This window comes from Desulfuromonas sp. TF, from assembly GCF_000472285.1.
GTDB lineage: Bacteria > Desulfobacterota > Desulfuromonadia > Desulfuromonadales > ATBO01 > ATBO01.
Window position 1 is genome coordinate 286,646 of sequence record NZ_KI421412.1, and the last position, 25,121, is coordinate 311,766.

Genomic DNA, 25,121 nt, shown 5'->3' on the forward strand with positions numbered 1-25,121 from the left:
GGGAAAACGTGCACATGCTGGTGGCCGTCGACAAAATCCGGCGGCTCTCCCCAGGCGGACTCGAAACGATCGAGCTGCCGCAGGAATTCCCTCCCGACCGCCTGCCGGTCGATCCGCCCGGCAAGGCTGTCGATCAGCCACGGCGTCAGACCGGAGCCGGCGCAGTCCTCGCCCAGGGTCAGGTTGAAATGCAGTCCGACCTCGACCTTGTCCCGAAACGGCTTCAACAATACGGCCTCCGCCGGCCAGGCGGCCGCCGTGCTCATGCAGCTCACCGCCGAAAGCCGCCGGGCGGCGATCAGTTCGCGGATCCCCTTGTCGACCGGGCTGCTGACGCCATAGTCATCCGCGCAGACGATAATCTCTTTCATCGCTTCCTGCCCACCGGCGCCCCACCTTTGCAGGGAGGCGACCGGCTCATCTCTTTTCGTGCAGCACTTCGTTCCGGGCAGGAGCGTACTTGCGCCCGATGATATAGGAGGGTCTCTGCTTCGCCTCGAAAAAAATACGCGCGATGTACTCGCCCAGGATGCCGATCGACAGCAGCTGAATTCCGCTGAGGAAGCAGATGGCGACCACCAGGGTCGCCCAGCCGGGAACGTCCACCCCCCCGATCATCGTTTCCAGAACGATATAGAACCCGTAAAGCATGGACAGCAGCGACACCACGGCCCCGAAGGCGGCGCAGAGTCTCAGCGGCAGGCTGGTGAAGGAGGTGATGCCGGTGATGGCCAGTTCGGAGAGGTTGAAGAAATTGAACCTTGAATCACCCGCGCGGCGATTCTCCGCCTGAAAGGGGATGCCGATGGTTTTGAACCCCACCCAACTGAACAAACCCTTCATGAAACGGTCGTTTTCGGGGAGGTTTTTCAACGCATCGACCACCTTGCGGTCCAGCAGCCGGAAGTCGCCGGCATTGGGCTCCATCTGGCATGCCGTCGACGGGCCCCGGGTCATCAGGGCATAGAACCAGGCGCTGAAATGACGCTTGAGAACGCTTTCATCGGAACGGTCCGAGCGTATACCGTACACCATGTCGTACCCCTGGCGCCAGTAGGCGATGAATGCGGGCAGGGTGGCGATCGGGTGCTGGAAATCGGCGTCCATGAGGATCACCACGTCGCCTCCGGCATGATCGAGCCCGGCGGTCAGCGCGCTTTCCTTGCCGAAATTGCGGGACAGCTGCAACAGGCGAACCGGGTATTTCTTCGCGAGGTCGACGGTGACCGCCGCGGTATCGTCCTCGCTGCCGTCATCCACCACCAGCACTTCGAAGTTCGGCGTCAGCTCGGCCAGCTGCCCGCACAACTCCGGGATCAGCGCAGGCAAGTTCTCGGCTTCATTGAAGGCCGGCAGGACGCAGTGGATCAGGGGATCGAGCTTGCGCTTGACCGGCAGCAGCCCTTCGCCGGAGAGCACCACATCCTCCTCTTCGATAGCCTCCAGCGCCTCTTCCATCAGCTCGACGCCCATGGGCTGCTCCCGCGGATGCACGTGGTCTTCCGATAAGTCATTATTCATGGCCTTTTCCAATTCGACGCGCTCCTATGGGACGACATTGACTTTCCTCTGCGGTGAGACGATCCCGGCCCGGCGCAGCATGGGAACGGTAAAGATCTCGCAGTCTCCACGGTTGAAGGCAATCCCCTCCGCGGGGATCGTGATGGGCGTCCCGGGGGGAAGGGTCCCGTCCAGGCTGCGAACCCGCTCGAAAACCTTTTTCTGATACTGGTGCACGGCTGCCAGAGGGAAGGTGAAAAAGCCCAGGGCGTTTGTCACCAGGATGTAGAGCAGTAACGGGGCCAGCCAGTACAGCCTCTTTTCCCTCCAGTAGCCTATCAGTACCGAGAACAGCCAGAGAGAGAGGGTCCAGGTGGCGGGGAAGATGGTGTCACGGCCGAAATTATAGCCGCCGAAGCGGTACTCCCGGTTCGGCATCCCGATGACGAGGATATAGAGGAGGTTGAGAATCAAGAGCCAGGGGAGGGCCCTGTGCAATGTCCGCAGATGGGCGGACGATTTATCTTTCATCGCATGGTAGAGATAAATCCCGAGGCAGAATGCAAAGAGAGAAACGATATATTTGGTGTCCGCGCTCGATGTGAAGAAACCTGTCAGAGCCCCCAGGTAGGAGCGCAGGCTGAATTCGGCCAGCGAGGTGTGTCCGTGATAGGTGAACACCTCGGCGCCGATGGCGACGAAGCCCAGAGCGATGATCAGCAACAGGGGGCGGGACCTGCTGTCCCTCAGAAAACCCTGCAGGCGCTTTCCGGCGCCTCCCCCCCCTTCCCGGAAGAAATGCCGGAGCAGGAAGCAGCAGCACCCTGCGGCCATGATCATCATCCAGAGGGTCGTTGCCGTTGAAGAGAAGACGGCGGCGATGAGCAGCGTGTAAAAAGGGATGCGCAGGGAGGCGTTCTCGTAAAAATCGCTCCACTTCCCCGTGCACAGGTATCGCCAGTAAGGGAAAAAAACGCAAAGCGCAAAGATAATCGTCCCGACATAGTTGGACGTGACGGCCAGATGTGAAAAACGTACCGTCATCCCGAATGGCTGATTCAGCCAGGCGACAGGGGGAAGGGCCATCGTGAAAAGGGTCAGCAGGGCGGCGGCGCCCAGGTAGCGCGTGGAGAGAACAGGCGCGGCGCATGAAACGTACGCGGCGGAGATCAGGATCAGGAAGACGAAGATGCTCCCGGACATGAAACCCTGCGCCACATAGAGGGAGTCGACCGGGGCATCGAACAATTCACGATAGATCGGCCCGACGATATTGAATGAGGCGTAGGAGAGGATGTGGCCGGTTATGCGCGAATGATAGTACGAGATGACATGATCCGCCGTGCGCGGCTGGTGCGGATTTTCCGAGAGCAGGCCCTGCGGGAAACGGATGTCCTGCGTGAGGCTGTAGGCTTCGCCGGCGGTGTCGGAATTGATCCATTGCAGGTAGCCGTCGGCGAAAAAAACCGAGAAGGTCACGGCCAGGACCGCTGCCAGCAGGGACAGGCGCGGCAGCTTCTGTTTCCGCGACAGGCTCGCTTCCGATTTTTCACTGAGGTTTTCCGAAAAAGACATACCCGTCTTCCATTCCGAAGAGGGCATGACACTTCAAGGTATGCTGCGGCCGAAACGACCTGGAAGAAGTGCAATAAGTCTTTAGCGTCTGCCTGCCCGCTTCGGATTCTTGCTTCGACGTTCCCGGATGGCGATAAACAATCCAGGTCCGACCGGTTATTTTTTTCGAAAAGTAAAAAGCAATTTTCAGGCCATGCTTCCGGCTGCCCTGGCGCTGAAAAGTCAGAACACGGCTGGCGATATGACGGAAGTACTGGGCATATGGCCTGACGGCAGAACTTTTCGGCCCGGGAATTCCGGGGGCTCGGGGATCGGCCGATGCTGCGAATCCGGATGTTCTCAGGGGCGCCTGTACAGGTCCAGGCGAGACCGGAACAGCTTCCGGACTTTATGCAGGCGGATGTCTCGGAAATCCTCCCGGTGAACTCCCTTGTTCAGCCGCAGGTACCTGGCCAGGGTCAACGGCAGTGCCGACAGGAAGAGGGGGAAACGGAGTTTTTTCAGAAAAGGCGGCAGGACGTCAGACAGGCGCTGATGACAGCAGACGTAGACGCGGCTCAGCGGCGCTCGGCCGTAATGCCTTCTCACGACCATGAGGGCCTCTTCGTGGTTGGCGAGCGCGCTGCGCTCCGAGACGGTCTTCGACTCGTCATGCAGGCGGTAGTTTGCGAGGAACTCCTGCAGGTAGCCGAACTCGAACCCTTTCGCCAGGCGGATCCAGAGGTCGCAATCCATGACGAAGTGCAGGGCGGCATCCAATCCGCCAACCTCCTCGAAGGCATCCTTGGTGAAGAATGTCGAAGGCTGGCAGATGTAGTTGAAGGTGGCCAGTCTCTGATAATCGAACGGTCCGGTGGGATACCGGCCGATGACCACCCCGGCCGGGTCGGTATAGTGCGTCTGCCCGTAGACCACGGATAATCCGGGGCGCCGGTCAAACAGGGCGGCGACTTTCCCCAGGGCGCCCGGAAGGTAGCTGTCATCCGAATTCAGCCAGGCCAGCACCTCGCCGTCAGCAAGCCGGAAACCCTTCATGAGGGCATCGGCCTGTCCGTCATCCTTTTCGCTCAGCCAGCGCAGGGTTACCCCGAGACATCTACACTCCCGGCGCTTTTCCTCCACCACTGCGGCGTAATGCCTGATGATGTCGACCGAGCCGTCCGTCGAGCCTCCATCGACGATGATGTAGTCGATGGAAAACTCCCCCTCCTGGCCGATCACGCTTTCGATGGCCTCGGCCAGATAGTCCGCCTGGTTGTACGAGGGGGTGACAATGGTGAACCGCATGGTTTCCGTCCGGGAGCTATCTTGCAGGATGCGCCTGCCGTGCGCGCCAGTTGCGCAGGGTCGTGAGGAACTCCCGCATGAGGGGAATGACCCCCGCGTACCGGAGGGCGAGCCACTTGACCCTGAGGATTTCCCGCCCGTAGGACCAGAACCAGCGCCGGTCTTTGCTGAAAGGCATCCTGAAGAGCATCGATGCGCCGAGGGCCAGCAGAAACGCCGCGCTCCTGGCTGCGGCGGCCCGGTTACCCTGTCGGCAGATCTCCTCGAAGGCCCACATCTTGCCGAACCAGTAGCCGGTGATCAGGTGGCGGTCGCCGTATCCGACGCTCATCGAATCGGGGTGCGTGGAGAGCTGGCCGACAACGGTCGGAGTCACCAGCGCCGTCTCCTCCTCCTTGAGGATCGCCGAGAGGTAGAGGATGATGTCGGGACCGATGTTCCGTTCGATCATGTAATAGTGCCGGATCGCCGCCTTTGAGGCATACTCCTGCGTGAACTGGACCCATTTCTTCAGATGCCCGGTAGTGACGATGCAGCAGATCGGGCTGACCGGCACCACGAAGCGCAGGTCGTCGCGGTCATAGCCGAAATACTCCATCGCCAGGTCATGCTTCGGCCGCAGCTCGAAATCCCGTATCGGCCGGAAGGGGTAGACTTCATCGACGTTGTGAATGCTCGCATAGCCCATGACGAAATCTTTCCCGCGGGCCAGCATCCCTTCGAACATCTTGTGAAAGTCGGGGGAGAGGACGTCGTCATCGTACATGAAGGTCGCATAGGGGGTGTCGACCTGCATGGCGCCGTAATAGGCGGTGCGCTGGAAGCCGACCCGCTCGTACCGGAGGATTCTCACCCGAGGGTTTCCCGCGTAGCGTTCCCGGAGGAGCTCGTAGCTGCCGTCATCACTCATCCCGTCGATGACGAGGACGCGGGAGCTGACCTGTTCCGACTGGCAGGCCAGGCAGGACTCGACCGCCCGGCAGATGTACTGCCGCCGGTTCATGGTGGGCAGGATGAAGGTGATCTCTTCCGGCAGCGCCATCATTCGACGCCCAGGTCTTTCAGGTCGTGCTCGACCATCATCCTGACGAGCTCCCTGAACCGGATTTTCGGGTCAAAGCCGAAGGTCTCCCGCGCCTTGGTGATGTCCGCCTTGAGGATGGCGTTCTGCATGGGGCGGAAGAACTCCTGGCTCGATTCGACGTAGTCGGAGGGATCCAGTCCGACGCAGGCGAAGGCGGCATCGACGAACTCCTTGACCGAGTGGACTTCGCCGGTGCCGATGACGAAGGTGTCCGGCTGATCGAGCTGCATGATCCGCCAGGCCGCTTCCATGTACTCTCCCGAAAAACCCCAGTCGATCCGTGCGCTCAGGTCCCCCAGGACGAGCTTGTCCTGCATCCCCGCCTTGATCTTGGCCACCGATCGGGTGATCTTGCGGGTGACGTAGGATTCGGTGCGCCGCGGAGATTCGTGGTTGAAGAAGATCCCCACCGCGACGAACATGCCGTAGCCCCTGCGGTACATGTGGCAGAGGTTGTAGGCAAAGGTCTTGGCACAGGAATAGGGGTTCATCGGGTTGAACGGGGTGTTTTCATTCTGGGGACACTGGTCGGCCATGCCGAACATGTTCGAAGTCACCGGCTGAAAAAAGCGGATGGAGGGATCGACAAGGCGAACGATTTCCAGGACGCGGCCGACGGCGGCGCCGGTCACGTCGTAATTGTAGGCCGGGATCTTGAAGCTGATGCCGGCATGGTCCTGGTCGGCTTCGTTGTAGATCTCCGTCGGCCTGATTTCACTGATGATCTGGTAGAGGCCGATGGGATCGACGAGATCGCCGTAATGGAGATGAACCCGATCCAGGATCGCTTCGATATTGCGGGTATTGCCGGTGGCGGTGCGGCGGATGACACCGTGCACTTCATACCCCTTGTCCAGCAGGAGCTCGGCCAGGTAGGACCCGTCCTGGCCGTTGATTCCGAGGATGAGCGCCTTCTTCATAAGAAATCTCCTAGACTCAAAGAGGGATATTCCCGCAATCTTTCCGGCAGTTCCCTGAACCAGCCCCAATCGGAGCTCTGCCGGTCGAGCTGGATCTCGCTCCCCAGGGGTTTCACCAGATAGAGAAAACTGATGGCGTGAAAACCGCCGGCGGCATTCTGGGCCGTTTTATCGAAGAACTCCTCGAAAAAACCGAGATTCCTGACGACCCGCACATCGATCCCCAGCTCTTCGCGCATTTTACGCTGCACCGCGTCATGCAGGCGTTCGTGCTTGAACAGGCGGCCGCCCGGCAACCAGAACTCGTTCTTCAAGGGCTCGTTATTGCGTTTGACCAGGAGGAATTCGCCTTGGTCATTCTGCACCAGGCAATCGATGCAGACCACCGGCATCGACTCCATGACTTTTTTGTAGTCGGCCTCGGGCAGGATCATCGGCCTTCCCTCTTGATGACCCGGAAATCCGGGAGGGGCACGATGAACTCCCCCCCCCGGTCGAGCCACTCCTTTTCCCGCCTGACGAACTCGTCGATAAACCCGTACGGCAGGACCAGAAAGACATCGGCAGCGGCGCGCCCCGCTTCCTCCGAAACGATGGGGATGTCGGTCAGGGTGTACTGTCCCCACTTTTGGGGATTCTTGTCGGCGGCGGCGGTGATGAGCGTATCGTCGAGGCCGAAGTACTGCAGGATGACGTTCCCCTTGGTCGAGGCCCCGTAGGCATAGACTTTTTTCCCGGCGGCGACGCACTCGCGGATATAATCGAGGCAGAGCGCGCGGCGTTCTTCCAGCCGGGTAAGGAATCGCCGCAGGTCTCCGGCGGTGAAATCCTCAGGGTAATCGATGCTCCCGCTCTTGAAATGGCGCGCGAAGATCCGGTAGCTGCCGCCGTTGATGCTGTTCTCTTCGACCCTGAAAATTTCGAGGCCGTTGTGTTCGAAGAGGTATTTGAGCGACCTGTACGTATAATACTCCAGGTGCTCGTGGCAGATATTGCCCAGGTCGTTCTGCTCGAGCATGGGCTTGAGGGTCATGAGCTGGGCGATGAACACGCCGTCCGGGTCGAGAACGCCCGCGGCATCGCGGATGAACTGGCCGGGATCCTCCATGTCGTAGAACATGCCGATCGCCGTGATGGCTTTCGCCTTGCCGATGCCGAGCTTTTCATAGGCATCCCGGCTCCAGAAATCGTGAATGACGTAATCGGAGTTCGTGCGCAGCTCCTGAATGAGGTTGTTGGCCGGCTCGCAGCCGACGCGAACCGCCCGCCCCTTCATGGTGCCCAGCAAGGTGCCGTCATTGGCGCCGATATCGAGAAAGATCTCGCCGGGCTGGAGACGGGAAATTTCCACCGCGCAGTCGGCAATCCCCTGTAGGTCCTGGCGGATGGTGTCGTTAATGCCGGACTTGTACCAGTAGTGGCGGGCGTACAGGAGTTCCTGCGGCGCGGTATGGCGCAACTGGAACAAGGAGCAGTCTTCGCAAAGGACGACGTCCAGCGGGCATCGGCCGTTGCGCCCCTTCTCGGAGGGGGAAGGAGGAAAATCGTTGATGTACTGATCGCCGATACTGATGATGTCCTGCAGATTCGCACTACCGCAGAGGCGACAGGTCGTTCTGGTGATATTTTCCATGGTCACTTTGCAACTCCTTCGTCTTTCATCAGGCGTTTGACCGCTTCTGTTACCTCATCCGCCTGTTCCGCGGACAGAGCCAGCCCGCTCGGCAGGTAGAATCCCCGGCGGGCGAGGCGTTCGGAAACCGGGAACGTCTGATTTTTGAACAGCCCCATTCTGCGAAACACCGGCTGCTCGTGCATCGGCCAGAAAAACGGACGGCTGCCGATCCCCCTCTCGGCCAGGCGGCTCATTGCCGCTGCGGCATCGAAGGGGACTTCGTCCTTCAGCACGACCCCGTACACCCAGTAGATGTTCTCGGCATAGGAGGTGCGCTCCGGCATCAGCTCCAGCCCCTCGACCCCCGCCAGTCCCTCGGTGTACCGCCTCCCCATGCGCCGCTTGCGGGCCACGAACGCTTCAAGCCTCTCCAGTTGCGCGACTCCGACGGCCGCCTGCAGGTTGGACATGCGGAAGTTGTAGCCGAGCTCTTCATGGACAAAGCGCCGGCCCCCCTGGAAACAGAGATTGCGCAGGGAGCGGCAGCGTTCGGCGAGGGCATCGTCGTCGGTCAGGAGCATCCCTCCCTCGCCGGTCGTAATATGCTTGTTGGGATAAAAGCTGAAGGTGCTGAGGGCGCCGAAGCTGCCGCAGGGTCGGCCCTTGTAGCTCTGACCGTGCATCTCCGCCGCGTCCTCGATGATCGCCAGGCCGTATCGGTCGGCCATCTCGAGGATGGGGTCCATATCCGTCGGCAACCCGTAGATGTGGACTGCCATGATGGCTTTTATACGGCGATTGCCGTTTTTTCCGATCTCCTGCTCCAGCTTTTCGCGGAGTTTTCCCGTATCGACATTCCAGTTCACCGGATCGCTGTCCACCAGAACCGGCACGCATCCGCACCGCACCACCGCCATCGCGCAGGAGATGATGGCGAAGGCCGGCATGACCACTTCGTCCCCCGGCTGCAGATCCAGCGCCGCCACCGCGGCCTCGAGCGCCGCGGTCCCGTTGCAGACGGCGATCCCGTGCCGCCGACCGACAGCCGCGGCCATCTGCTCTTCGAAACGGGTCACGAACGGCCCCTCGGAGGATATCCAGCCCGTGTCGATGCATTCCGCCAGATACTTTTTCTCGTTCCCCTCGAGAAGCGGCTGGTTGACCGGTATCATCTCTCATCCTTCAGCAGCCGCTTATCGACGGCTTCAAACCGGATCTTATCATGCTCTCCGGCGTACGGGCCCTGCTTGACTTCGATCATCTCCACCTCTTCAAGAACCTCGAATCCATGCCCGCCGGAGGCGAGGAGAATGGTATCTCCTCCTTGCAGTGTCCGGCTCTCAAGATAGTTCCGCCGGTCATCGTAGAAGTCGACCCGCAACACCCCTCTTCGGATAAAAAGCACCTCCTGGGTGTAGTGGACCTCGCGCGGCACAGGGTTATGGACATGGGGCGCGATTTCCTTCCCGGCAGGATGACACATGTAGGCCACCTGCTGGGAAAGATCGTCAGGAGTGAAAAAGTGGATCCCCGGTTCACTGAAGCGGCCGGAGATTATGATGGCAAGCAGATCGTTGTCATGGAGAATTCTTTCAACCACTTCGCTCATATCCTTGTGTGAACCTGCGATACTACCAGATTTTCGGCCAGATCAGCGCCCTGGTCAACATGGTACCTGTTCTGAACAGCGGTTTGAATAAAAAACATGAACCGTGGGCGGCGAACCAGTACGCCACGAGCGACGCGATCACTGCGCCCATGCCGCCGAAGGCCGGGATCAGCAGGTAATTAAGGGAGATATTCAGTGTGCAGCCCAATGAGACCGTGACAAGATGCAACCGGGTCCAGTTCATGGCGTTCAGGAAGGAGGACCTGGCCATTTCAAGGCTCATGAAGATGTTCGCCCAGATCAGAACAGCCAGCATGACACCACCGCGGGAATAGGCGTCGCCGAAGAGGGCCGGCACCAGCCATTGCGCCGTCAGCGCCACGGGAACAGCCACCGCATAGGCTGCCAGCGCCATCAGGTTGTAGAATTTCTGAAGCCTCTCATAAAAGAGGCTTTCACTGGTGTGTTTCGCCTCGATAATGCTGGGGAAAACGGACCAGTAGATGATGGTGGGAATAAAAAACCACACGTCCGCCAGTCGTACGGCCACCGAATAGATGCCGACCTCTTCGACGCCGGCCATTTCACCGAGCATCACCTGGTCGATACGCAAATAAATAAGGATGACCATGCTGGACATCATCAGCGGCCAGCTGTCCCGCAGCATGTTCCAGGCGCTTTTGACGCTGCCGCTCCAGTCCCTGAAACGGTGACCCTTTGACCTGTAAGCAATAATCAGACCCGCTGCGCCGGCCACGACCTCGAACAGGGCAACCCAGGCAAAGGCAATCAGGGGCGCCTCGGCCAGGATAAGGACGATCTTGATCAGGGCGCAGAGGATGAACGCCAGGTTTTTGGCCAGGACCGCATACTTGGCCTGGACCTGGGAATGGAACCAGTATTCGACGATGTGCAAGGCCTGGAACACCGTCCCGGCCGCGATGATCGCTACCAGCCATTGGCTCAGGTCGTCGTCCGGACGCAGAACGAGAACGGTGCCGGTTGCCGCACAGAAGCTGATCGAACCGCCGATCAGCTTTAGAATGAACGCCGTGCCGAGAATCCGGTCCTTGCGGTCCGGATGGCTGACGATATCGCGAACCACGATGTCGTCGAGACCCAGAGTGGACAGTGTCGAAAAGATGGCCACGAAGGCGAGGGCGTAGCTGAGCAGGCCGAATTGCTCCGGACCCAGGTAGCGGGCGACCCATATGCCGATCAGCAGGCCGATCCCCATGCGCAGGACGTTATCCGCGAACTGCCAGCCGGTGTTGCTGACGACATTCTGCAGGTAAGCGCGCCCCGCGAGTTTCCGGCGCAGGAAGACCGGCAGGAAACGGGTCCAGGCCTGGTTCATGGAAGCGGAGGTCCCCATGGCCGGCAGACCGGGCCGGGGCTGTCCGGGCCCTTCATCCCCTGTCGAGAACGTATGTCGACACCCCCTTCAGCGCGGAAGGAACGGTTCGGATCGACTTCAGCGGACCGGATCATCGGACTTCGCCTTCCTGACCTTCAGGACCCTTGCCACAGGATAGTTGTTGTAGACTTCCTCGAAATAGCGCCGGTCATACCTTCCGAGCAGGAACTGCTGGTTGAAATTGGTCCGGAACAGGCGCTCATCCGCCACCAGGATCATGAACGTCCTGTTGTTCTTCATCAGGACCTGCAGGTAATAGCCTTCCCTTGTCCCGTACCTGCGTTCGCTGACCACGTAACCGTTGTTTACGAACAGGGCGCCCCGCAGCGGTATGTCGACGGTGCCGTCGTTCATGAACCCCCGATTCAGATCAATTGTGCCGTCCATACATTTCATGACATTGTCGGCCATGGAGAAGCAGTTCAACTGGACATAGTCCATCGGGCTGCTCTGCTGCCTGTCGAAATCCCATGTTCCCAGGACCGAGATGGACGGGAATTTCCAGATCATGTCCTCGAGATAGAGGATATGTACGTTTTCACCCCGGAAGTCTCCCGGATAGTCAAAAACCAGCTCCAGCATCTTATCGGCTGACAGCTTATCCTGCCAGATCGACTGCGTCAGGGGAACGAAGCCGTTCTCCTCCAGGTAAGCAAGCAGCGAGACCATCTCCTTCTGGTCCGTCGAGGTCATCGCCTTGGCGGCCAGGGTGGTGCGAATCCCCCCCTGCGTGCCGCCGTCATGGTAGGTGGCGAATTCCCCGATATTCATCAGGGGATAACCGAACTCCCAGAAGGGCGTGAACATCGCCGAATGGCGCGGCACGATTCTTTCGATATCCAGCAAAGCCCTGGTCGTCGACGCCTTGAGAATCGGCGCGACATTGAACGAGTACCCGGTGTAGGCGCTGGTGGAGAAAAAAAGCGTGAACATCAGGGCGATGCCGACAAGCGGCACGGCAGGCTTGAGAAGGCGGATTCTCCCGCCGGCGTATTTCACCAGCACTTCGATCAGCACCCCGGCTCCGACGCCGATCAGCGGCGCCATGTACATGGCAAACCGGGTCGGCCCCACCATCGACCAGGCTCCCAGGACCACCAGCGGGGTGATCGGGATCATCTGTCGGAAGCGCCTCACGTAGAGGTAGACCAGCCCGGCAAAGCCCGCCGCGACCATCGGCAGAAAGCCGTGCAGCATCTCGAGATTGATGGTGATGCCGCGGCTCCTCGCTTCGGCGATGGTGTTCATGACATTCGGCCAGACGATCTGTCCCGTGGCCGGCGGGGAAATATAGGTCCACAGGAAGGTGCGCAGCGAATCGAATATCTGCAGCGCATACCCCGGCCCGGAAGCCAGGGGGAAGATCAGGAGAATCGGCACCAGATATTTCCAGTCGACGACCCTACCGACCACGAGATGGACCGCCATGAAGAACAGGAACAGGAGAATGAACATCGGCTGCTGGTACCACCAGTTGAACAGGTACATGGTCAGACCGGCGCCGAGGGCAAGGCCGAGGTTGGCGAACCGGCTTTTGTCTTTATTCATGGAGAGGATGAAGCACGCCGTGGCGATCGGGAAAAAGGTGTTGAGCAGATCGGTGTCGACCCGCCCCATCATGGTCCGGTCGTAATAGGCGTGGCTGAACGATCCGACCAGCCCTCCCAATACGGCCGAGGCGCCGAAGCCGAGCTTGTTGAAATAATAGAACAGGGGGAAAACGAAGAGCCCGGCCAGAATCGGGATGAGCATCAGTCCCGACCGGTAGTAGTTTCCGCTGGTCAGGTTCTTGGCGAGGCTGATGAATTCCGCCAGCAGGCCGGGCTTGTCTTTTATGGCAAACGGCGCCAGGTCGGGATAGCTCTTGGTGGGATCCGGCTGACCCTTGCCCAGAGTGCCTTTGTCCAGCTCTTTGGCCATCTCCAACCAATAGTAGGCGTCCAGGGTCGACATCGCGAAGACGTCGTCAACAACGTACTCCTGGCTGTTGGCAATCCAGTATGCATAGCCCGAATGCCTCTGGTAAAAAGAAAGGCCGTATACCGCCAGGACGCAGATGAGAACCACAAGAAACGAGCGCCGGTTCTGAAAATATGTCTGAAGCTTGTTCATTTTCCAGGCCTGCAGGAGGTTGTCGACCATGGCGGAGGAAAAAACGTGTCATGGAGAACAACCGGGCAAGGTTGCCGATACTTCAAGGCAGTCTTTGCTCTTGGGGCTCCGGAAAGCCCAGGTAAGGTCCCTTGTCAGCCACTGAGACTTCATGAAAACAGGGATTATCCACTTTTTTAAAGAGGCTGTTCACATAGTCCATCCGCAGGCCCCGTTTATAGAGGCCATAAGCGAACGCCGCCTTGAGGGTCTGGAAACCGTACTGGACCGACTTGGAAAAGGAGACCGAGCTGGCTTCGTCGAAATACTTGGTCGGCACCTTGACATTTTCGACCCGGAAGCCGTGCCACAGCACCTGGGCGTTAAACTGGGGGTCGAACTCGAAGTTTTCCTTGTTCTCCCGGTAGTTGATGGTTCTCAGAACTTCCCTCGATACCGCTTTGTAGCCGGTCGCGTAGTCAAAAAGATCCCGGCCGAAGATGCGGTTCTGGACCCAGGTCAGGAATACGTTTCCGGCCTGCTTGTAGACCGGCATCTTGCCCTGGCTCCAGTTGACGCGGCCGCCGAGGACCATGTCGCAGCGACCTTCGGCAACAGGGTCGACCACGTCGGGGAGCCGCGCCGGATCATATTGATTGTCGCCATGCAGCAGCACGGCGATATCGATATCGCCTCTCTGCAGCATGACGTCGAAGCCCCGGATCGTATTCGCCCCGGCGCCGCGGTTTCTTTCGTGCGAGAATGTATCGACCCCGAGGGAGAGACCTATTTCACGGGTACGGTCCGTGCTTCCGTCATCGCAGATCGCCAAGTAGTCGACGACGTCGCGCGGCACGAGACCGACGGTTTCCTCGAGCGTATGTTCGGCGTTATAGGCGATGATGATGGCGCCGATCTTTTTCCCTTTGTACATAGGTTCTCTCCGGATTTTCTGTGGAGCAGCCGCCGCGGAAGCCGCTCCGGTCAGCGAAAATAGCTGTTGATCTCAGCCACGATACTCTTTACTCCCGACAAGTGCAAGCTGCTGAACAAGGGGATGCTCAGCATTTCCCGGGCCAGTTGTTCGGTGACCGGCAGCTCGGTTCCGGCGTGTTCGAAAAACGGCTGCAGATGACAGGGGAAATAACGCAGGCCGGCGTGAATGCCATTCTTCACCAGGTGATTGATCAGCCCCTCCTGTGCCTCGGCTGCGACCCTGACGACATACATGAAAGGCACGATCGAGTCGTAGTCACGCTCAAATATCCCGACATGAAGGTTGCCGGCGAGAAGCTCGTCATAACGTCTGGCCAGTTTTTGGCGGTTCCGGATGAACGTTTTGAACTTCTTCAGTTGCGCTAGGCCGATCGCGGCATTGATATTACTCATGTGGTAGCGGAAGCCCTCCTGCACCACGCGCCGGTCTTCTACCTTTTTTTGCGAAAAACCGAGCCAGGAACTCCTTACAATGCCGAGCATTTTCTGCGAACTCATGCCTTCAGCCAGAGCGGCGTCGCGGAGCAGAACCGCACCACCCTCACCGCAGGTCAGGCTCTTTATCGGGTCGAAACTGAAGCAGGTTGCATCTTCTCCATCATGAATGCCGACGACTTTACCGTTGACTTTTGAACCGAAGGAATGGCTGGCATCTCTGATAATCCTGATATTCTCGCCGACGATCCCGCGGATTGAACGCACATCACTGGGCAGGCCTGCAAAATCCGTAGGCATGACGGCTTTCGTCTGTCGTGTCAGCAACGCCTCTATCTTGTTCGGATCGATATTGAGTGTCTTCGCGTCGATATCACAGAAGACCGGCTTGGCTCCGCACATGATGACAGCCTGGGGATCGCTGACAAACGTCATCGAGGGCAGGATAACTTCATCGCCCGGACCGATCCCCAGGGCATGCAGAGCCAGGTGGAGGGCTGAAGTCCCGGTATTGACGGCAACCACGTGTTCGGCGCCGGTATAGCGGGCAATCTCCTTCTCAAACTCCCCGGTCCAATGGCCCTCCCCCAGCCAGCCGCTGGCAAACACCTCTTCGACGAGTTTCAACTCCTGCTGGCCCATAGAGGGCTTTGCCATGGGAATGATCATCTGGCACTCCTGAGTTTGTCTGAAGCTTTTTATCGACCGGAACCACCGGCATGCTCTCATTTAACCTGCAGGATTCTGACCACCGGGGATTCGTTATACGTTTCCGAAAAAGTGTGCCGGTCATAATTGCCGAGCAGGTACTGCTGGTTGAAATTGGAACGAAACAGCGGCTCATCCGCCACCAGGATCATGTTGACCTTGTTCTGCTTCATCACGATTTGCAGATAATAGCCGTGTTCGACGGCGAAATCCTTTCTCGCTACTACGTAACCGTCGTTGACAAAAAGGGCTGCACGCAACGGGATATCGACTGACCCATCGTTCATGACTCCGCGGTTCAGATCGATCGTTCCGTCGCTGCAGGTAATGACGTCGTTGAGACGGGAAAAACAGTTCAGCTCCACATACCCCATTGAATCGCCTGTTTCTTGACCGGTCGTGGGGGTAAAGGTCGAGATCATTTCGTCAAGATAAAGGACATAGACATTTTTCACCTGCTGCCCGTCCATATAGTCCGCGATAAGCTCCGGCATCCTTTCCACCGCATCCCTGCTTTCCATCTCCATCTCAAAGCAGGTTACGCCGAAATAATCGCAGAGGATTTCATAGTCGCCCTCGGGAGTCAGGAGGACGGCCGGAGAGTCAAAATCGGTCCTGTCGATCAGCGGAGCAAAACGCTCATAGCTCTCGAGCAGGGGTTGTCCCTTATAGCCGTAGTGATTGGTATATTCCTCGTCATAGTAGAATGGAACAAAGAGTATGATAGGGATCCCGGCCAGCGGCCAGTATGACGCGAGAAGATCCGTCCGCATTGACTGGAGCAGTCGTTGGAGGCCAAGTCCGGTCAGGGCCATCAGGAACGTGGTGTACGGGAACATGTAAGAGGGCCGAGGTCGCTGCGTTATCATGAGTCCCACGACCAACAAGGCTGCGCTCAACATCAGGAGCCAGGGGAATGCATTCCCCGTCGACCGGCGTTTTATCAGGACGCTCGCCGCAGCGAACAGACAGAGCCCGAGGACCGCCAGGAATGGAGCCCAGACCAGCGGCGACTGCCTGGCACGGATATAATCGGGATTGGGCCCTCCGGCGTAGTGGCTGAAGAGGGCCAGCTGCGTCCCGCTCGGGATGAGCTTGATGTTCCACCAGAAGTGTCCCAGCATGGCCCGGGGATTCAGGCGCATCGCCTGCGAAAACGTCATCTCGGGTTGCCCGAAATCACGTTCCATCAGGCTTTGGTACTCGGTCCAGTAATTCCCCTGCCAGGGGTCCCCCTGCTGCCTCCTGTTGAACGCATAGACCTGGCCGACGTTGAGGGTCTGTTTGAATTCGAGGTGCTTTACTATTTCGTCGTACCTGTATATTGATTTCGTATAGATGAAGCCGAGGACAAGGAAGACCAGCAGCAGGGGCGCTCCATACGCGACGAGCAATGTCCCGGGGGAGTGGCGGCTCTGTTTCTTCAGGTAGGCATAAAATTCATAGGAAGCAAACAGCAACAGCCAAAGCACGAAAAGCGCTCCGTATTCGAGCCGTACCAGGGCCGCGGACAGCAGCAGCCCTGCCAGTACGATCCCGCGCCCGTAAATACTATCGATCCTTGCCGCGATGAGAAAGATGGCCAGGGGAAAGAGGGCGGAAAACAGGTGCACGCTGTAAATCGTGTCGAAATTGATCGACAGGACGGCCCACCAGGCAGCAACAAGCCAGGCGATGTGATTAGCCAGCAAACGTCTCATCAACGCCAGGGTCAACAGAGAGGCGCTGGTGGCTATCGCGATCTGCGCGAAAATCAGGACCCGGAAGGGGTCCTCGATGACACGGTGCAGGGCGGCCAAGAAGAGGGTGTAAGCCGGTGACAGGATAATATTGCTTTGCCCCTCGTCCAGCCAGCGAAAGGCGTTCATATAATAAGAAGGAATATCGCCGGGGACAAGATCACGGTATTCCCATATCCAGAGCATGACCTTGACCTGCAGCAAGGCGATGCTCAGATAGGCAAACCAGGCACTTTCGGCAAGGGATTTCAGTCTCCCGGCCAACCCTTTTCGAGTTGAATCTTTCATAAACCTGCTTCTTGCAGTTGAATTAAAACGGACTTATAGCGTTAAAAATGGCGTACGATGCGGTCAAGGAAGATGCATCTGATGCGGCTTTGCATGCGCAAACCACTCTTGTCCCCCTCTCATCACCTTATCCCGGGCGCTTCTCGACGCGAGGAGCGAGCAGGTAGAAAGGGAGGCCGCCGACAAGTCTGGCCAGGGCGGAGAGCGATTGGAACAACAAGCCGATCAGCGCGCCATTCTCCATGGCCAGCAGTTGCGTGATGACCAGGTCGAAACCCACCGTCCCGCCGCCAAAGCCGCCGGCAACACCGAAGACGTTGCTGAAGATCGCCAGCGGGAAGACAACGAACCCTTTCATCGCCTCGACTTTCCCGCCGACCACCCGGATCAGGCAGAGCAGCGAAGCACACCAGAAGACATGGTTGAGGACGGACAATGCCAGGGCTGCAAAGAGGTGGCGCGGATGTTCGCGCAGAACGGTGAAGCACGCGACGAGCTGGGTGGCGCGTTGCCCCCATGCGTGTTTCGACAAAGAGCGATCGACGACCCTGTAGAGGCTCCTCGCCCCCGCCACGCGCAGGAAGAGCAGGGCGCCGAGGCTGGCCAGCCCGGCCACTCCCACCACCATGTTGCGGGCAGGCAGATCGCGCAGCAGATCCCATCCCATCCCACTGACGATGCAGACCAGCAGGAACAGACCGATCAGCCCGAGGACACGATCAAAGGCAACGGCCATCACGGCCTGCGTCCTGCGCCCCACCCCGACATGCCTGGCGACATAGCCGGCCTTGACCAGGTCTCCCCCGCTTGAGCTCGGCATGACGAGATCGAAAAAAGATCCGATCATGGTCCAGCGGACCGCCTGCATCGAGGAGATGGCTATTTCCTGGCTCTCGAGTATCACCCTGAAGCGAAGCGAGACCACCATGAAGGTCGGCATCATCAGCAGGAATGCCGCGACAAGCCATGGCCAGGTGTGGACCAGCTCGGCCAGGACCGACGCATCCACCCGGTTGAAATAGATCAGCAGCGCGACAACCGCCACAGCGATCCAGACCTTGACCCATGTCGGGGACAAGGAACGCTGTAACGCAACCCCCCTGCTGCTTTTCCTTTCAAACAAATCTTCCATACCAACCAACTCAAACCGGCATCAGGCGAACTGATATTCAGCGGTTCTCCATGTCATCCCGAAAAGTGTTTAACGCTTCATCTCCGGTGCCCGCATCGCAACCCGCTCCCGGTCCCCCCAGGGCATTCAGTGTCAGGTTTTCAATCTCCATTTTCATGAGCGCATTATCCTGGCTGAGATTCTTCACCTGATCCGTCAACCGGGAGATCTTCATACAGAACTGAACAGAAAGAAGCATAAGAAAAATGATCGAGCACAGGAACAGGGTCGTGGTCGGCAGCCCGGCACCGATGAGGTTGGTAAGTGAGACCAACCATTCGTAGCGAAACACCAGAACGAACATGATCACGCTGGTGAACAGCCAAAGGACCGAATACTCCTCGCGTAACCGCCGTTTTCTCACCATATCGACAATGACGACAAACACTGCAAGGGAAACAAACAAAGCAAAAATCTGTTGTTGTACGGGCATGATCGTCTCCAATCAGTTCGCAGTCTCTTTTTCCCTCAGCAAGGTCACAAAAATCGAGAGCAACATCTTGAAGATATAGTAGAGCGGCTTCCAACCGGCATGCATCGATTTTCCCGAGACGTTGGCGCTCATCCCGACAGGGACCTCCATGATGCGGAAATTTGCCCGGTGCAGGGTCAGAAGCATATCGGCATCGGGATAATCACAGGGAAACACCTCGGTGGTGAAAAAACGGATGACCTTGCTGTTGAATGCCTGATATCCGGAGGTCGAGTCAGTAATTCGTTTGTTGATGAGCACCGAGATGAGCCAACGGAAAAACACCATGCCGAGTCGCCGCGCCGGAGAGGGCTCATAACTCTTCGCGCCGAGGAAGCGCGAGCCGAGGGCGAAATCCGTGTCTCCGGCTACCACCGGGGCAAGGAGGCGCAGAATATAGGCCGGATCATGCTGACCGTCCCCGTCCATCTGCACAGCGAAATCGTACCCCTTGGACAGGGCATATTTATAGCCGGTCTGGATCGCGACACCGTAACCGAGGTTGAATGGGTGTGAAACAACCATCGCGCCGGCGTCACGGGCCGCCGCCGCCGTTTCGTCTCCGGAACCGTCGTTGACGACCAGAACATCGCAGTCCATCGCCAACTCCAGGACCCGGCGCACTACCTCGCCGATTCGGGTGCTTTCGTTGAAAGCCGGTATGATTATGAGGATCTTGTGCATCGGATTCTTTCCAGTAGAACAGGTGCGGGCCGGGATCATGATGGAGATTTGCTTAATCGCGATCCGCCTCCCCTTTTCATCTTGGCTTCATCAACCGGTAGAGCAGCCGCGTGCGCAAGCTGAATAGTCTATGCATAAACAGGACCAGTTTGCCCCTGAAACCCAAATCAGCCGCGTGGGCGCGGGCCGTCGCCAGAGCGCCGGCAAGTTGTGCCGCGCTCAATCGGCTGCCCTTCGCATCACGGTGGACCCGGAAATCTGCCAATTCTTCATGCAGCACGAGCGGGTCGGCCACCCGCGCGAAACGCAGCCACAGATCATAATCCATATCGAGATGTTTTTCCATATCCAGCCCGCCGGCCTCCTCCCACATGGCCCGATTCCAGAATACCGACATCTGCGGAATAAAGTTCTCGGTCAGGAGTTTCTGCCGGGAGAAGGTGCGGCCGCGCCAGTTCTTGTAGCGGACGATGAAGCTGGCATGGGGCTCTCCGCGCTCGTCGATCATCCCGGCGCGTCCGTAGAGCCATCGGGGCCGGGGTGAATCGAGCCAGGGCAGGACTCTCTCCAGGGTTCCCGGCCTCAACCGATCGTCGGAATTAAGCCAGCTGAGGATCCGGCCACGGGCCTTCCCGAACCCCCGGTTGATGGCGTCGGATTGCCCCTTGTCGGGTTCAAAGTGCAGGACCAGCCGCTCTCCGTATTCCTCCTTCAAAGCCATGAGCAATGGCCTTGAACCGTCGGTGGAACCGGGATCCATGACCAGCAGTTCAACCTCTGCGAATTCCTGGTCGAGCACCGAACGCACGGCTTCTTCAAGGAAGGGGGCCTGCTGGAAGCTGGGGAGGACGACGGAAACCAGGGGCGGTTTGCTCATGGCGATACCAGGCGATGGTCTTCCAGGAGACATCCCGCCCTTCGCGACCCTAAGCGCGGATCGAGGGGGATCACCTCGACGGTCTTCGCGCAGGCCAGCTCTGCCCGCACCGGAATGCTTCCCGCGGGAACGGGAAGCTTGATGCTGAAGGATTCTCCTCTGCCAAGGGTCTCCGTCGAGGCAGACCGGCCGGCGACCCGCAGCCGCACCTGCTGGCCATCGAGGTCGAGATTCCTGCCGCGTATCTCGAGGAAGCCGGCCCGTCCGTCGGACGGCAGCCATAATTTGCCGCGTTTTCCGACCAGCCCGTCCTGCCAGACGCCCTGCACGTTCTGCAGCCATCTCCGCAGAGCGCGCTCGGTTCGCTCAATCAGCGGAGACGCCACCCTGCCGAGTCCGCCGGGGACGCTGGACGTCATGACCTCGGGCGTGATCAGCTCCGCGTTGTTGCAGAGCTTTCGTACGACGGTGATGATGCTGTGGGAGATCGCCGCCGGCGACAGGCCCTTCACGCCATGCCGGTGGAGAATCCGGTAGATCTCCCGCATCCGAAGAAAACCGCCGGTCGCCGTCTTGGTGTCGCCGTAGATGCGGCCTGCCGCCTGGACATGGTCGATATAGCTGAAGGGAAAGCGTTTTCCCATGCGAATCCACAGCTCCCAGTCAAGCCCCCAGTTCAGCCCTTCGTCGAGCAGACCGCATGCGAACAGGGCTTCGCGGCGGAAAAAGACCGTCGGCTGCAGAATGTAATCGGAGTGGTTCGCCAGCCGCCAGAGGTCGAACGGCACCGTCTCGGGGAAGCGCCACATCACCTCCCCCGCTTCCGTCACCAGGTTGCCCTCTCCGTAGACCAGGGCGCTCTCGGGGTGTTTCGACAGGGCCTCGACAGCGCGGGCCACGGCGCCGGGGTAATAGAAGTCATCGGAATTCAGCCAGGCGACGATCTCGCCGCGGCTCCTGCGGAAGCCTTCGTTGATCGCGTCGCACTGCCCGCCGTCGGGAGCGCTGCGGAACCAGATCCTGTCGCCGTAGCTCTCCAGGATTTCCCTGGAGCCGTCGGTGCTCCCGCCGTCCAGGACCAGGATCTCCATCGGTTCGTAATTCTGAGCCAGGATGCTGTCTATGGCGACTCGCAGGAAACGGGCCTGCTGGTAGGACGGGACGATGATGCTGACCAGTGGGTTCATCAGAAACTTCTCCCCCCTAGAGCGACCCGTCCGGCGTCTCTCCCCTGTACTCCTCCCCCAGCAGCTCCTTCACGATCTGCTCCGCCAGATCCTCTGCGGGGAGGCGGTCCGCGGCGACGACGATCTCGGGGCTTTCGGGGATCTCGTAGGCCGAGTCGATGCCGGTGAAGTTCTTCAGTTCCCCCGCCCTCGCCTTCTTGTACAGCCCCTTGGGGTCGCGCCGCTCGCAGATCTCCAGGGGGGTGTCGACGTAGACCTCGTAGAACTCCCCTTCATCGAGGAGGTCCCGGGCCAGCAGACGCTCGCTCCGGAAGGGGGAGATGAAGGAGACCAGGACGATGAGGCCCGCATCGGCGAAGAGCTTCGCCACCTCGGCCACCCGGCGGATGTTCTCCACCCGGTCGACATCGGTGAAGCCGAGGTCGCGGTTGAGGCCGTGGCGGACGTTGTCGCCGTCCAGGGTGTAGGTGTGCTTCCCCAGGGAGTGAAGCTTCTTCTCCACCAGGTTGGCGATGGTCGACTTGCCGGCACCGGAGAGGCCCGTGAACCAGAGCACCGCCGACTTCTGCCCCTTATGCGCCGCCCGGCTCCCCTTGTGGATGTCGAGGGCCTGCCAGTGGATGTTGGAGGCGCGGCGCAGGGCGAAGTCGATCATCCCGGCACCGACGGTGGCGTTGGTAAAGCGGTCGATGAGGATGAAGGCGCCGGTGGCCCGATTCTCCCGGTAGGGGTCGAAGGAGACGGCCTTTCCGAGGCTGAGATTGCAGATCCCCACCTCGTTGAGCGAGAGGGTCTTCCCCGGCTCGTTCTGCAGGGTGTTGACGTTGACCTTCTGCTTCAGCGCGGTGATCTGTGCCTGGACGACGGCGCTTCCGATCTTGAGGAGGTAGCCGCGGCCGGGGAGGAGCGGCTCCTCGTGCATCCAGACCACCTTCGCCTCGAACTGGTCGGCGTGGGTGGGGCGGTTTTCCGGGTCGGCGAGGACGTCGCCGCGGCTGACGTCGATCTCGTCGGCAAGAGTCAGGGTGACTGCCTGACCGGCGACCGCCTCCTCCAGGTCCCCGTCCATGGTGACGATCCGGGCGACGGCACTCTTCTGCCCGGAGGATGGCACCACCACCGGGTCGCCGGGGCGAACGATCCCCGAGGCGATGGTCCCGGAGAACCCCCGGAAGTCGAGGTCGGGGCGGTTGACCCACTGCACCGGCATGCGGAAGGGCTTCTCCCGCATCTCCTCGGCGACCTCGACCGTCTCCAGGTACTCCATGAGGGTCGGCCCGTTGTACCAGGGCATGTTTTTTTCAGCTGTAAGCGGTAAGCTGTAAGCTGTAAGATTTTCTTTTGACTTACCGCTTACAGCTTCCAGCTTACAGCTTGCATTGATGACGTTGTCGCCGTTGAGGGCGGAGATGGGGATGGCCGTGATCTCGTCGAAGCCGAGGCGGACGGCGAAGATCTCGTACTCCCGTCGGATGGCCTCGAACCGCTCGGCGTCGTACCCGACCAGGTCCATCTTGTTCACCGCCACCACCACCTTGCGGATCCCCACCAGCGAAACGAGGTAGCTGTGCCGGCGGGTCTGGGTGAGGATCCCCTTGCGGGCGTCGACCAGGATCACGGCGACGCTCGCCGTGGAGGCGCCGGTGACCATGTTGCGAGTGTACTGCTCGTGACCGGGGGTGTCGGCGACGATGAACTTGCGCCGGTCGGTGGAGAAGAAGCGGTAGGCGACATCGATGGTGATTCCCTGCTCCCGCTCCGCCTGCAGCCCGTCGAGGAGCAGGGCGTAGTCGATCTTTCCCCCCTGGGTGCCGACCCTTTTGCTGTCCGCCTCCAGCGCCGCCAACTGGTCCTCGAAGATCATCTTCGAATCCCACAGCAGCCGCCCGATCAGCGTGCTCTTGCCGTCGTCCACGCTGCCGCAGGTGATGAAGCGCAGCATCGATTTTTCTTCCTGCTGCTTCAGATAATGGTGGATATCTTCGGCGATTAGATCGGATTGATGGGACATTTCGAAAACTCCGTTTTCGTCAGCTTTAAGCTTTAAGCTTTAAGCTTTAAGTTAAAAACAAAAAAGTTATAATTCTGGCTCCCAGCTTACAGCTTAGCATTCGTTTAACTTCTTATCTTTTCGATCAACCCGGTGATCATGGCGCTGATTTCCTTGGTTTCTTTGATCCAGGTCCGGCCGGTTTCCTCAACTATGTAGGCAATCCTCATACCGATGTAGATTTGTGTTCGCAACTCGGCGCAGGAGCCGTTAGCGATGTGAAGGAATCGAATTTTGTCCTTGTCGGTTGGCTTGACCATTCCTTCGGCAACATTGCTGGGCACCGACAGAGATGACCGTGTAATCTGGTCTTTGAAGCCAAAGTCCTTCAACTCTTTCAGTGTCGTATATACATCAGCGGAGAGTTTACAGCTCCGCTTCCAAACCTCCAGATTCTCAAAGTTCATCTCCCCTCCTGTTTTCGCTTACAGCTTACAGCTTACAGCTCAAAAGTACCCCTCCTGCTTCTTCTTCTCCATCGAACCCGCCTGGTCGTGATCGATCAGCCGCCCCTGTCGCTCGCTGGTCTTCGTCAACAGCATCTCCTGGATGATCTCCGGGAGGGTGGCGGCGGTCGATTCGACGGCGCCGGTAAGGGGGTAGCAGCCGAGGGTGCGGAAGCGTACCGACTTCATCTGCACCTCTTCACCAGGCAGGAGCTCGAGGCGGTCGTCATCGACCAGGAGGAGCATTCCGTCGCGCTCGACCACCGGGCGCACCGCGGAGTAGTAGAGGGGGACGATGGGGATCTCCTCCAGGGTGATGTACTGCCAGATGTCGAGTTCGGTCCAGTTGGAGAGAGGGAAAGCTCGGATCGACTCGCCGGGTTTGACCCGGGCGTTGTAGAGGGTCCACAGCTCGGGGCGCTGGCTCTTGGGGTCCCACCGGTGGGCGGCGGTGCGGAAGGAGAAGATCCGCTCCTTGGCCCGGGACTTCTCCTCATCGCGGCGGGCACCGCCGAATGCTGCGTCGAACCCGTACTTGTCGAGGGCCTGCTTGAGCCCCTCGGTCTTCATCACGTCTGTGTAGAGGGCGCTGCCGTGGGTAAAGGGGTTGATCCCCTGCCGCGCCCCCTCCTCGTTGGTATGGACCAGCAACTCGAAGCCGTACTCGCGGGCCATCCTGTCGCGAAACTCGATCATCTCGCGGAACTTCCAGGTGGTGTCCACGTGCAGCAGGGGGAAGGGGATCTTCCCGGGATGGAAGGCCTTCCGCGCCAGATGGAGCATGACAGAGGAGTCCTTGCCGATGGAGTAGAGCATCACCGGGTTCTCGAACTCGGCCGCGACCTCGCGGATGATGTGGATGCTCTCGGCTTCCAGTTGGCGGAGGTGGGTGAGAGGTATTTTCATTCCTTATCCTTTAATGCAGCTTCAAGCCTCAAGCTTCAAGCCTTCAGGGGCCGGAATTCCTTCG

At 59.2% G+C, this 25,121-nt stretch carries 23 protein-coding genes; all 23 read right to left on the reverse strand.

Annotated features, from left to right (window positions below):
* The coding region (locus tag DTF_RS26790; protein WP_035055132.1) for a ChbG/HpnK family deacetylase at nucleotides 1–371 on the reverse strand (371 nt) is incomplete at its 3' end.
* Nucleotides 372–417: 46 nt separating this feature from the next.
* The gene (locus DTF_RS0101335; RefSeq protein ID WP_226989114.1) at nucleotides 418–1,521 is read right to left on the reverse strand and encodes a glycosyltransferase family 2 protein; all 1,104 of its coding nucleotides are present in this window, start codon (nucleotides 1,519–1,521) and stop codon (nucleotides 418–420) included.
* A gap of 24 nt (nucleotides 1,522–1,545) precedes the next feature.
* Nucleotides 1,546–3,075 carry a hypothetical protein gene (locus DTF_RS0101340; RefSeq protein ID WP_027713867.1) on the reverse strand — a complete coding sequence of 510 codons (1,530 nt, stop codon included), beginning with the start codon at nucleotides 3,073–3,075 and terminating at the stop codon, nucleotides 1,546–1,548.
* Between the two features lie 339 nt (nucleotides 3,076–3,414).
* The gene (locus DTF_RS21285; RefSeq protein ID WP_051360664.1) at nucleotides 3,415–4,362 is read right to left on the reverse strand and encodes a glycosyltransferase family 2 protein; all 948 of its coding nucleotides are present in this window, start codon (nucleotides 4,360–4,362) and stop codon (nucleotides 3,415–3,417) included.
* A 16-nt stretch (nucleotides 4,363–4,378) separates the two neighbouring features.
* Entirely contained in the window at nucleotides 4,379–5,407 is a 1,029-nt protein-coding gene (locus DTF_RS0101350) for a glycosyltransferase (RefSeq protein WP_027713868.1), read from the reverse strand.
* A complete protein-coding gene (locus DTF_RS0101355; protein ID WP_027713869.1) occupies nucleotides 5,404–6,366 on the reverse strand; it encodes a GDP-mannose 4,6-dehydratase in 963 nt (320 codons plus the stop codon). Before DTF_RS0101355 ends, DTF_RS0101350 begins: the two co-directional genes overlap by 4 nt.
* Nucleotides 6,363–6,800, reverse strand: a complete 438-nt coding sequence (locus tag DTF_RS21290; protein WP_051360666.1) for an NUDIX domain-containing protein — start codon at nucleotides 6,798–6,800, stop codon at nucleotides 6,363–6,365. Before DTF_RS21290 ends, DTF_RS0101355 begins: the two co-directional genes overlap by 4 nt.
* Nucleotides 6,797–7,999, reverse strand: coding sequence for a class I SAM-dependent methyltransferase (locus tag DTF_RS21295; protein ID WP_051360668.1), 1,203 nt, complete (start codon nucleotides 7,997–7,999; stop codon nucleotides 6,797–6,799). Before DTF_RS21295 ends, DTF_RS21290 begins: the two co-directional genes overlap by 4 nt.
* Nucleotides 8,000–8,001: 2 nt before the next feature.
* Nucleotides 8,002–9,153 carry a DegT/DnrJ/EryC1/StrS aminotransferase family protein gene (locus tag DTF_RS0101370; protein WP_027713870.1) on the reverse strand — a complete coding sequence of 384 codons (1,152 nt, stop codon included), beginning with the start codon at nucleotides 9,151–9,153 and terminating at the stop codon, nucleotides 8,002–8,004.
* Nucleotides 9,150–9,590 carry a hypothetical protein gene (locus DTF_RS0101375; protein WP_035055137.1) on the reverse strand — a complete coding sequence of 147 codons (441 nt, stop codon included), beginning with the start codon at nucleotides 9,588–9,590 and terminating at the stop codon, nucleotides 9,150–9,152. Before DTF_RS0101375 ends, DTF_RS0101370 begins: the two co-directional genes overlap by 4 nt.
* A 22-nt stretch (nucleotides 9,591–9,612) precedes the next feature.
* Nucleotides 9,613–10,947, reverse strand: a complete 1,335-nt coding sequence (locus DTF_RS0101380; RefSeq protein WP_051360761.1) for a flippase — start codon at nucleotides 10,945–10,947, stop codon at nucleotides 9,613–9,615.
* Between the two features lie 117 nt (nucleotides 10,948–11,064).
* The gene (locus DTF_RS0101385; protein WP_162148574.1) at nucleotides 11,065–13,119 is read right to left on the reverse strand and encodes an STT3 domain-containing protein; all 2,055 of its coding nucleotides are present in this window, start codon (nucleotides 13,117–13,119) and stop codon (nucleotides 11,065–11,067) included.
* 82 nt (nucleotides 13,120–13,201) lie between these two features.
* Nucleotides 13,202–14,032, reverse strand: a complete 831-nt coding sequence (locus DTF_RS21300; protein WP_051360670.1) for a glycosyltransferase family 2 protein — start codon at nucleotides 14,030–14,032, stop codon at nucleotides 13,202–13,204.
* Between the two features lie 50 nt (nucleotides 14,033–14,082).
* Nucleotides 14,083–15,198 (reverse strand): DegT/DnrJ/EryC1/StrS aminotransferase family protein, encoded by a 1,116-nt coding sequence (locus tag DTF_RS21305; protein WP_051360672.1) that lies wholly within the window; start codon nucleotides 15,196–15,198, stop codon nucleotides 14,083–14,085.
* 56 nt (nucleotides 15,199–15,254) lie between these two features.
* Nucleotides 15,255–17,264 carry a hypothetical protein gene (locus tag DTF_RS0101400; RefSeq protein ID WP_027713874.1) on the reverse strand — a complete coding sequence of 670 codons (2,010 nt, stop codon included), beginning with the start codon at nucleotides 17,262–17,264 and terminating at the stop codon, nucleotides 15,255–15,257.
* A gap of 127 nt (nucleotides 17,265–17,391) precedes the next feature.
* Entirely contained in the window at nucleotides 17,392–18,342 is a 951-nt protein-coding gene (locus tag DTF_RS0101405) for a lysylphosphatidylglycerol synthase transmembrane domain-containing protein (RefSeq protein WP_027713875.1), read from the reverse strand.
* 91 nt (nucleotides 18,343–18,433) lie between these two features.
* A complete protein-coding gene (locus DTF_RS21310; RefSeq protein WP_081702756.1) occupies nucleotides 18,434–18,868 on the reverse strand; it encodes a DUF2304 domain-containing protein in 435 nt (144 codons plus the stop codon).
* Between the two features lie 12 nt (nucleotides 18,869–18,880).
* Entirely contained in the window at nucleotides 18,881–19,591 is a 711-nt protein-coding gene (locus DTF_RS0101415; RefSeq protein WP_027713876.1) for a glycosyltransferase family 2 protein, read from the reverse strand.
* A 76-nt stretch (nucleotides 19,592–19,667) separates the two neighbouring features.
* Nucleotides 19,668–20,468: a glycosyltransferase gene (locus DTF_RS0101420; protein WP_027713877.1), complete on the reverse strand. Its 801-nt coding sequence runs from the start codon at nucleotides 20,466–20,468 to the stop codon at nucleotides 19,668–19,670.
* Nucleotides 20,465–21,655 carry a glycosyltransferase family 2 protein gene (locus tag DTF_RS25010; protein ID WP_051360676.1) on the reverse strand — a complete coding sequence of 397 codons (1,191 nt, stop codon included), beginning with the start codon at nucleotides 21,653–21,655 and terminating at the stop codon, nucleotides 20,465–20,467. Before DTF_RS25010 ends, DTF_RS0101420 begins: the two co-directional genes overlap by 4 nt.
* Before the next feature lie 16 nt (nucleotides 21,656–21,671).
* Entirely contained in the window at nucleotides 21,672–23,666 is a 1,995-nt protein-coding gene (gene cysC, locus DTF_RS27545) for an adenylyl-sulfate kinase (RefSeq protein ID WP_027713878.1), read from the reverse strand.
* A gap of 104 nt (nucleotides 23,667–23,770) precedes the next feature.
* The gene (locus tag DTF_RS0101435) at nucleotides 23,771–24,112 is read right to left on the reverse strand and encodes a four helix bundle protein (RefSeq protein WP_027713879.1); all 342 of its coding nucleotides are present in this window, start codon (nucleotides 24,110–24,112) and stop codon (nucleotides 23,771–23,773) included.
* A 39-nt stretch (nucleotides 24,113–24,151) separates the two neighbouring features.
* The gene (gene cysD / locus DTF_RS0101440; protein ID WP_027713880.1) at nucleotides 24,152–25,057 is read right to left on the reverse strand and encodes a sulfate adenylyltransferase subunit CysD; all 906 of its coding nucleotides are present in this window, start codon (nucleotides 25,055–25,057) and stop codon (nucleotides 24,152–24,154) included.
* Nucleotides 25,058–25,121: the final 64 nt, after the last annotated feature.

Bases quoted from the DNA above. Each gene is read 5' to 3' on its own strand.
- DTF_RS0101335 (WP_226989114.1), bottom strand. From the start codon at position 1,521: ATGAATAATGACTTATCGGAAGACCACGTGCATCCGCGGGAGCAGCCC.
- DTF_RS0101340 (WP_027713867.1), bottom strand. From the start codon at position 3,075: ATGTCTTTTTCGGAAAACCTCAGTGAAAAATCGGAAGCGAGCCTGTCG.
- DTF_RS21285 (WP_051360664.1), bottom strand. From the start codon at position 4,362: ATGCGGTTCACCATTGTCACCCCCTCGTACAACCAGGCGGACTATCTG.
- DTF_RS0101350 (WP_027713868.1), bottom strand. From the start codon at position 5,407: ATGATGGCGCTGCCGGAAGAGATCACCTTCATCCTGCCCACCATGAAC.
- DTF_RS0101355 (WP_027713869.1), bottom strand. From the start codon at position 6,366: ATGAAGAAGGCGCTCATCCTCGGAATCAACGGCCAGGACGGGTCCTAC.
- DTF_RS21290 (WP_051360666.1), bottom strand. From the start codon at position 6,800: ATGATCCTGCCCGAGGCCGACTACAAAAAAGTCATGGAGTCGATGCCG.
- DTF_RS21295 (WP_051360668.1), bottom strand. From the start codon at position 7,999: ATGGAAAATATCACCAGAACGACCTGTCGCCTCTGCGGTAGTGCGAAT.
- DTF_RS0101370 (WP_027713870.1), bottom strand. From the start codon at position 9,153: ATGATACCGGTCAACCAGCCGCTTCTCGAGGGGAACGAGAAAAAGTAT.
- DTF_RS0101375 (WP_035055137.1), bottom strand. From the start codon at position 9,590: ATGAGCGAAGTGGTTGAAAGAATTCTCCATGACAACGATCTGCTTGCC.
- DTF_RS0101380 (WP_051360761.1), bottom strand. From the start codon at position 10,947: ATGAACCAGGCCTGGACCCGTTTCCTGCCGGTCTTCCTGCGCCGGAAA.
- DTF_RS0101385 (WP_162148574.1), bottom strand. From the start codon at position 13,119: ATGAACAAGCTTCAGACATATTTTCAGAACCGGCGCTCGTTTCTTGTG.
- DTF_RS21300 (WP_051360670.1), bottom strand. From the start codon at position 14,032: ATGTACAAAGGGAAAAAGATCGGCGCCATCATCATCGCCTATAACGCC.
- DTF_RS21305 (WP_051360672.1), bottom strand. From the start codon at position 15,198: ATGATCATTCCCATGGCAAAGCCCTCTATGGGCCAGCAGGAGTTGAAA.
- DTF_RS0101400 (WP_027713874.1), bottom strand. From the start codon at position 17,264: ATGAAAGATTCAACTCGAAAAGGGTTGGCCGGGAGACTGAAATCCCTT.
- DTF_RS21310 (WP_081702756.1), bottom strand. From the start codon at position 18,868: ATGCCCGTACAACAACAGATTTTTGCTTTGTTTGTTTCCCTTGCAGTG.
- DTF_RS0101415 (WP_027713876.1), bottom strand. From the start codon at position 19,591: ATGCACAAGATCCTCATAATCATACCGGCTTTCAACGAAAGCACCCGA.
- DTF_RS0101420 (WP_027713877.1), bottom strand. From the start codon at position 20,468: ATGAGCAAACCGCCCCTGGTTTCCGTCGTCCTCCCCAGCTTCCAGCAG.
- DTF_RS25010 (WP_051360676.1), bottom strand. From the start codon at position 21,655: ATGAACCCACTGGTCAGCATCATCGTCCCGTCCTACCAGCAGGCCCGT.
- cysC (WP_027713878.1), bottom strand. From the start codon at position 23,666: ATGTCCCATCAATCCGATCTAATCGCCGAAGATATCCACCATTATCTG.
- DTF_RS0101435 (WP_027713879.1), bottom strand. From the start codon at position 24,112: ATGAACTTTGAGAATCTGGAGGTTTGGAAGCGGAGCTGTAAACTCTCC.
- cysD (WP_027713880.1), bottom strand. From the start codon at position 25,057: ATGAAAATACCTCTCACCCACCTCCGCCAACTGGAAGCCGAGAGCATC.